The 6,081-nt window shown below is 70.5% G+C and carries 6 protein-coding genes; 3 read left to right on the top strand and 3 right to left on the bottom strand.

Annotated elements, in window-relative coordinates; translation table 11 throughout:
- Window position 1 precedes the first annotated feature (1 nt).
- Genes WBN91_RS25045 through entS form a run of 3 tightly spaced genes read right to left on the bottom strand, consistent with a single transcriptional unit; the run spans window position 2 to window position 2,302 of the window.
- Window positions 2-208: an MbtH family protein gene (locus WBN91_RS25045; protein WP_121218549.1), complete on the bottom strand. Its 207-nt coding sequence runs from the start codon at window positions 206-208 to the stop codon at window positions 2-4.
- 52 nt (window positions 209-260) lie between these two features.
- Window positions 261-1,064, bottom strand: coding sequence for an alpha/beta fold hydrolase (locus WBN91_RS25050; protein ID WP_337726830.1), 804 nt, complete (start codon window positions 1,062-1,064; stop codon window positions 261-263).
- A complete protein-coding gene (entS, locus tag WBN91_RS25055) occupies window positions 1,037-2,302 on the bottom strand; it encodes an enterobactin transporter EntS (protein WP_337726831.1) in 1,266 nt (421 codons plus the stop codon). Before entS ends, WBN91_RS25050 begins: the two co-directional genes overlap by 28 nt.
- Window positions 2,303-2,369: 67 nt before the next feature.
- Here entS and WBN91_RS25060 point away from each other — a divergent pair, with 67 nt between their 5' ends.
- From WBN91_RS25060 to WBN91_RS25070, 3 genes are read left to right on the top strand one after another with little or no spacing between them, the layout of a single operon-like run.
- On the top strand, window positions 2,370-3,971 hold the full coding sequence (locus tag WBN91_RS25060) for a (2,3-dihydroxybenzoyl)adenylate synthase (protein WP_337726832.1): 1,602 nt from the start codon (window positions 2,370-2,372) through the stop codon (window positions 3,969-3,971).
- Window positions 3,968-4,987 (top strand): FecCD family ABC transporter permease, encoded by a 1,020-nt coding sequence (locus tag WBN91_RS25065; RefSeq protein WP_337726833.1) that lies wholly within the window; start codon window positions 3,968-3,970, stop codon window positions 4,985-4,987. Before WBN91_RS25060 ends, WBN91_RS25065 begins: the two co-directional genes overlap by 4 nt.
- Complete coding sequence (locus WBN91_RS25070; RefSeq protein WP_337726834.1) at window positions 4,984-5,952, top strand: FecCD family ABC transporter permease; 969 nt, start codon at window positions 4,984-4,986, stop codon at window positions 5,950-5,952. The genes WBN91_RS25065 and WBN91_RS25070 overlap by 4 nt, the downstream gene beginning before the upstream one ends.
- Window positions 5,953-6,081: the final 129 nt, after the last annotated feature.

A 6,081-nucleotide genomic window follows, 5' to 3' on the forward strand; every position in this document is an offset into this window, starting at 1 on the left:
GTCAGCGCTCGCTCTCGACCAGGCTGCGCGGTCGCATGTCCACCCAGTTGGCCTCGATGTGGGCCAGGCACGCTTCCCGCGAGTCCTCGCCGAACACGACCCGCCACCCGGCGGGCACCTCGGCGAAGGTGGGCCACAGGGAGTACTGACCCTCGTCGTTGACCAGCGCGTAGAAGCGCCCGCTGTCGTCGTCGAAGGGGTTCGTCACGGCAAGCCTCCAGTGCGAGAAGTTAACTGAGGCTTACCTTAGTAAGGTCAGACTAAGGGTGTCCAGCGGCGAAGAAGGTGAGAATCGCGGCGTTGACCTCGTCGGGTCTTTCCAAGTAGCCGTAGTGCCCGCAGCCCTCCAGCACCACGAACTCCGCCGTCGGGATCGCGTCGGCCACCTCGCGGCCCAGGTGCGCGGGCAGCCGGACGTCGTCGGCGAACCCGATCACCAGGCACGGCGTGCGGATCTCCCGGTAGGCGTCCAGGCGGTTGCCGGTGATGTCCAGGTCGAGCTGGCCCCGCAGACCCGGCGTCCACAGGATCGGCGACAGCTCGAACAGGTCCAGCCACTGCTGCACGGCCTCGTCGTCGTTGAGCGTGCGCGGGGACAGGTTGCGCAGCGCCCGGTTCACCGCCTCGTACCGGGGCGGCACCACCACCGAGGAGTCCCGGAACTCGCGCTCCGCCGCGCCCATCGCCGCGCGCATGACGTCCGGACGCCCGCGCGTGGCCATCATGACCGCCTGCGAGACCAGGTCCGGCCGCGCCAGCGCCAGCTCGGTGACCACCTGCGCGCCCATCGACGTCCCGACCAGCCGGCACGGCCCCAGGTCCAGGTGCTCGATCAACGCGGCGGTGTCGGCGACCAGGTCGTCGATGGTGAACCCGGGCGGGGACGGCGTGATCCCCCGGTTGTCGAAGGTGATCGCCCGGTACCCGGCCTCGACCAGCGCGGGCACCTGGTGCAGGTGCCACACCCGGCCGGTGGCGCCGGTGCCCATCACCAGCACGACCGGCTCGCCGGAACCGGTGTCGTCGTAGGAGATCGTCAGGCCGTTGAGGCTTGCGACGCCCACGGTTCCCCTCGCAGGTCGGCCCGGCGCAGACCGGGCATGGTCAGGGCCACCAGGCACACGCCGAGGATGCACACGACACCGCCGGCGGCGATCCCGAGCCCGGGTCCGAGCAGCCGCGCCGCCAGACCGGCCTCCGCGCTGCCCACCGCCGGGCCGCACGTCGCCTGCGCCAGCCACAGGCTGCTCACCCGGCCCTGCAAGCGGTCCGGGGTGTGGTGCTGCAACAACGCGCGTCGCAGGATCTCCGAGGTCGTGTCACCGACACCGGCGACCACCAGGCACAGCAACGCCAACCACAGGTTCCCGGACAGCCCGAACGCGGTGATCGACACGCCCCACAGCAGGACGGACGCGATCAGCGCCCGCCCGCTGTGCCGGAACCGCCCGGTCCACCCGCTGAACAACCCGCCGACGAACGCGCCCACGGCCGGCGCGGTGAACAGCAGGCCCACGGTGTACGCGCCGCCGCCCAGCACCTCGTCGGCCATCTGCGGGAACAGCGCGTACGGCATCGCGAAGACCATCGCCCACAGGTCGATCACCAGCAGGCCGCGCACGACCGCGTTGCCCCGCACGAACTTCCAGCCCTCGGCCAACGACCGCAACGGGTGCTGCTGCGCCTCGTCCGCCGACTCCGCGCGCAGCGCCGGCAACCGCCACAGCAACGCCACCGCCGCCACGTACCCGACGGCGTCGATCGCGAAGCACGCCGCCACGCCCGGCCCCGACGCGATGACACCCGCGATCGACGGCCCGACCATCGCGCCGAACTGGCTGGTCAACGTGATCAGCGCGCCGGCGGCGGTGATGTGCGCGGGCGAGACCAAGGTCGGGATCACGGCCATCAGCGCCGACCCGCCCAACCCGGCGACCGCGCCCGCGAGGGCCGCGGCCAGGTAGACGAACCACAGCGAAGGCGACGGGCTCGCCGCGTTCACCGCCAACCCGGCCAGCACCACCGCCACGACCCCGCGCGAGCCCAGGATGAGCTTGCGCCGGTCCACCCGGTCGGCCAGCACGCCCCCGGCGAGCAACCCCACCAGCAGCGCCGCGCCGAACACCAGGCCGACCAGGCCCACCTGGACCGAGGAGCCGGTGATTTGGTAGACGTGCAGGTTGATCGCGACGTTGGTCAACGCGGTGGTCAGCACGGTCACCGTCTGCGCGGCGAAGACCAGCCGGTAGGCGGGGTCCGTGCGCAGGGGTGAGATGTCGATCACGAGTTCGCCGAGGCGCACGGCACCTTCCCTCCAGTATGTCGGCTAGCCTAACCTAACTTTCGCGAGGCGATCTAGGGAGTCGACGATGCTGGACGGCTGTGTGCCCTGGCCCAGTGAGCTGGTGGAGCGCTACCGGGCGGAGGGGTACTGGACCGACCAGCCCCTGGACGAGCTGCTGCGCGGCGGCGCGCACCGGCACCCCGAGCGGACCGCGCTCGTGGCCGCCGACGGCACCCGCTGGACCTACGCCGAGCTGGACGCGTGGGCCGACCGCATCGCCTCCGGGCTCCACGGCCTGGGCCTTGAGGCTCAGGAACGCGTTGTGGTGCAACTCCCCAACGTCCCCGAGTTCGTGGCGCTGTTCTTCGCGCTGCTGCGGGTCGGCGTGCTGCCCGTGCTCGCCCTGCCCGCGCACCGCGAGAGCGAGATCGTGCCGCTGTGCGAGCTGAGCGACGCGGTCGCGTACTTCATCGCCGACTCCGACGGCGACTTCGACTACCGCGAGCTGGCGCGGACCGTGCGCAAGGCGGTGCCGACCTTGCGGCACGTCTTCGTCGTCGGCGACCCGGCCGAGTTCGATGCTTTGCCCGAGGCCGAGCCCGTCGAGCTGCCCGCCCCCGACCCGGTGGCCCCGGCGTTGTTCCTGCTCTCCGGCGGCACCACCGGAACCCCGAAGCTCATCCCCCGCAGCCACAACGACTACCTCTACAACGCGCGCGCGAGCGCCGAGGTGTCCGGGTTCAGCGAGCGGACCGTCTACCTGGTCGCCCTGCCCGCCGCCCACAACTTCGCCCTGGCCTCCCCCGGCCTGCTGGGCGCGATGGCCACCGGCGGCACCGTCGTCCTCGCACCCGACCCCAGCGCGGACACCGTGTTCGAGCTGGTCGAGCGCGAACGGGTCACCGTCACGGCGGTCGTGCCGCCGATCGCGCTGCTGTGGATGGACGTCGTGGAGTTCATGGACGCCGACCTGTCGTCGCTGGAGTTGCTCCAGGTCGGCGGCGCGAAGTTCAACGCCGAACCCGCCTCCCGGGTCCGGGAGACCCTGGGCTGCGACCTCCAGCAGGTGTTCGGCATGGCCGAGGGACTGCTGAACTTCACCCGCCTGGACGACTCCGACGAGCTGAAGACCACCACCCAGGGCGCTCCCCTGTGCCCGGCGGACGAGGTGCTGATCGTCGACGAGGACGGCTCCCCGGTCGCGCCCGGCGAGAGCGGCGAGCTCCTGACGCGCGGTCCGTACACCCTGCGCGGCTACTACAAGGCCGAGGCGCACAACGCCCGCGCGTTCACCGACGACGGCTTCTACCGCAGCGGGGACGTCGTGCGTCAGCTGCCGTCCGGGCACCTGGTGGTCGAGGGCCGGCGCAAGGACCAGATCAACCGGGGTGGCGAGAAGATCCCCGCCGAGGAGCTGGAGAACCACCTGCTCGCACACCCGGCTGTCCACGACGCGGCGGTCGTCGGGATGCCCGACGAGGTCATGGGCGAGCGGACGTGCGCTTTCATCGTGCCCAAGGGTGAAGCTCCGACGCTGCGCCAGGTCACGGCGTTCCTGCGGGAGCGCGGCGTCGCCTCCTACAAGCTGCCCGACCGGTTGGAGGCGCTGGAGTCCTTCCCGCTGACCAAGGTCGGCAAGGTCAGCAAGGTCGAGCTGGTGCGCCGGCTCACCGGGTCCGCCGGGTGAGCGTCACCGCACCCGTCACCGCACTTGTCTCCGCACCGAACCGCCGTGCCTTCGGCCTGGTGTGCGGGCTGGTCGCGCTGGTTGCGGTGGCTTTGCTGAGCATCGCCGTCGGGTCTCGGTCGATCCCGTTGGGGACGGTGCTGGACGTGCTGTTCCAGCGGGACGGCTCGGACTCCGCATTCGTGGTGTGGGAGCTGCGGGTCCCGCGCACGCTCATCGGCATTGCGGTCGGCGCCTCTCTCGGGGTGGCCGGGGCGTTGATGCAGGCGTTGACGCGCAACCCATTGGCCGATCCCGGTCTGCTCGGCGTGAACGCGGGCGCCTCGACTGCGGCTGCCCTGGCCATCAGCGTGTTCGGGTTGACCGACCTGCGGGCGTTCGTGTGGTGCGCGTTCGGCGGCGCGGCACTCGCGGGCGTCGCCCTGTACGCCATCGCCGGACGTGGTGGCGCTTCGCCGGTGCGGTTGGCGTTGGCCGGCGCGGCCGTTTCGGCGGCGCTCACCGGCATCACGCAGGCGGTGATCCTGCTTGACCAGCAGGCTTTGGACCAGATGCGGTTTTGGACCGTCGGGTCGTTGGAGCGGGCCGGGTGGACCACGTTGGTCGAGGTCTTGCCGTTCTTGGCGGTCGGTTTGCTGATCGCGTTGGCTATGGGTCGGCCGTTGAACGCGATGTCACTGGGTGACGAGGCCGGGAAGGCTTTGGGCGCGCACCTGGGGCGGACACGGTTGCTGACGTTGGTGTCGATCACACTGCTGGCCGGCGCGGCTACGGCGGCCGTGGGGCCTTTGGTGTTCGTCGGGTTGGCCGTGCCGCACATGGTGCGGACGTTCACCGGGCCGGATGAGCGGTGGGTTGTGCTGTATTGCGCGGTGCTGGCCCCGGTGCTGCTGTTGCTGGCCGACGTGCTCGGGCGGGTCATGGCGCGCGAGGAGATCGACGTCGGCGTGGTGACGGCGTTGTTGGGCGCGCCGGTGTTCTTGTGGTTGGTACGGCGTGGGAGGGCGCGGGCATGACTCAGCGCTCGTTCGCCGTTTCCACGGTGCTGGTGGCGGTGATCTTCGTTATCGGCGTGCTGGCGTTGGGCACGGGAGCCATCCCCGTCGCGCCGCTTGATGTGGTGCGGACTTTGCTGGGCAACGGCAGCCGCATCACCAATTTTGCTGTGCTGGACCTGCGTCTGCCGCGTGTGCTGATCGCGTTGGCGGTGGGCGCGGCTTTGGGCATGAGCGGCGCGGTGTTCCAGAGTTTGTCGCGCAACGCTTTGGGCAGCCCGGACATCATCGGCTTCAACTACGGCGCCGCTACCGGTGGCCTGTTGGTGATCCTGGTGTTCGGGGGTAGTGCCACTTCAGTGTCCCTGGGTGCGCTGTTGGGCGGCCTGGTGACTGCTGTGCTGGTGTATGTGCTGGCGTGGCAGCGGGGGGTGCGCGGGTTGCGGTTGGTGCTCGTTGGGATCGGGATCAGCGCGATCTTGCAGGCGGTCAACTTCTACCTGATCGTCAACGCCGGGGTTGCGGATGTGACCCGGGCGACTGTGTGGCTGACGGGGAGCCTGAACAACTTGGGTTGGCCCCAATTGTGGCCGCCGGTTGTGGCTCTGGCGGTGCTGGTGCCGGCGCTGTTGTTCGGGGCGCGGTGGCTGGAAATGCTGGAGATGGGTGACGAGACTGCGCGGGCGTTGGGTGTGCCGGTTGAGGGCAGTCGGGTGTATTTGTTGATCGTCGGGACTGCGGCGTGCGCGGTGGCCACGGCGGCGGCTGGGCCGATTGCGTTCGTGGCGTTGGTTGCGCCGCAGGTGGCCAAGCGGCTGACTCGGTCGGCGGGGGCCGGGTTGTTGCCTGCGGCTTGGGCTGGGGCGTTGTTGGTGCTGGCGGCGGATTTCACGGCGCAGCGGTTCGCGGGGAATCTGCCGGTGGGTGTGGCGACTGGGGCTTTGGGCGGGGTGTACCTGGGTTGGCTGCTCTGGCGGCGGCGCTGAACCGCCCTCCAGTCCGACCCGACGCCGCTTCTCAACGCGCGCAGCGCGGTGGTTCGCGCGCGGAGCGCGCGGTAGGTGTCACCTACAAGTGGAGGGCCTCGGTTCCCCCACCGTATGGCCTGCCCGAAG

The organism is Saccharothrix sp. CCNWYY140, assembly GCF_037401995.1.
Classification (GTDB): Bacteria; Actinomycetota; Actinomycetes; order Mycobacteriales; family Pseudonocardiaceae; genus Actinosynnema.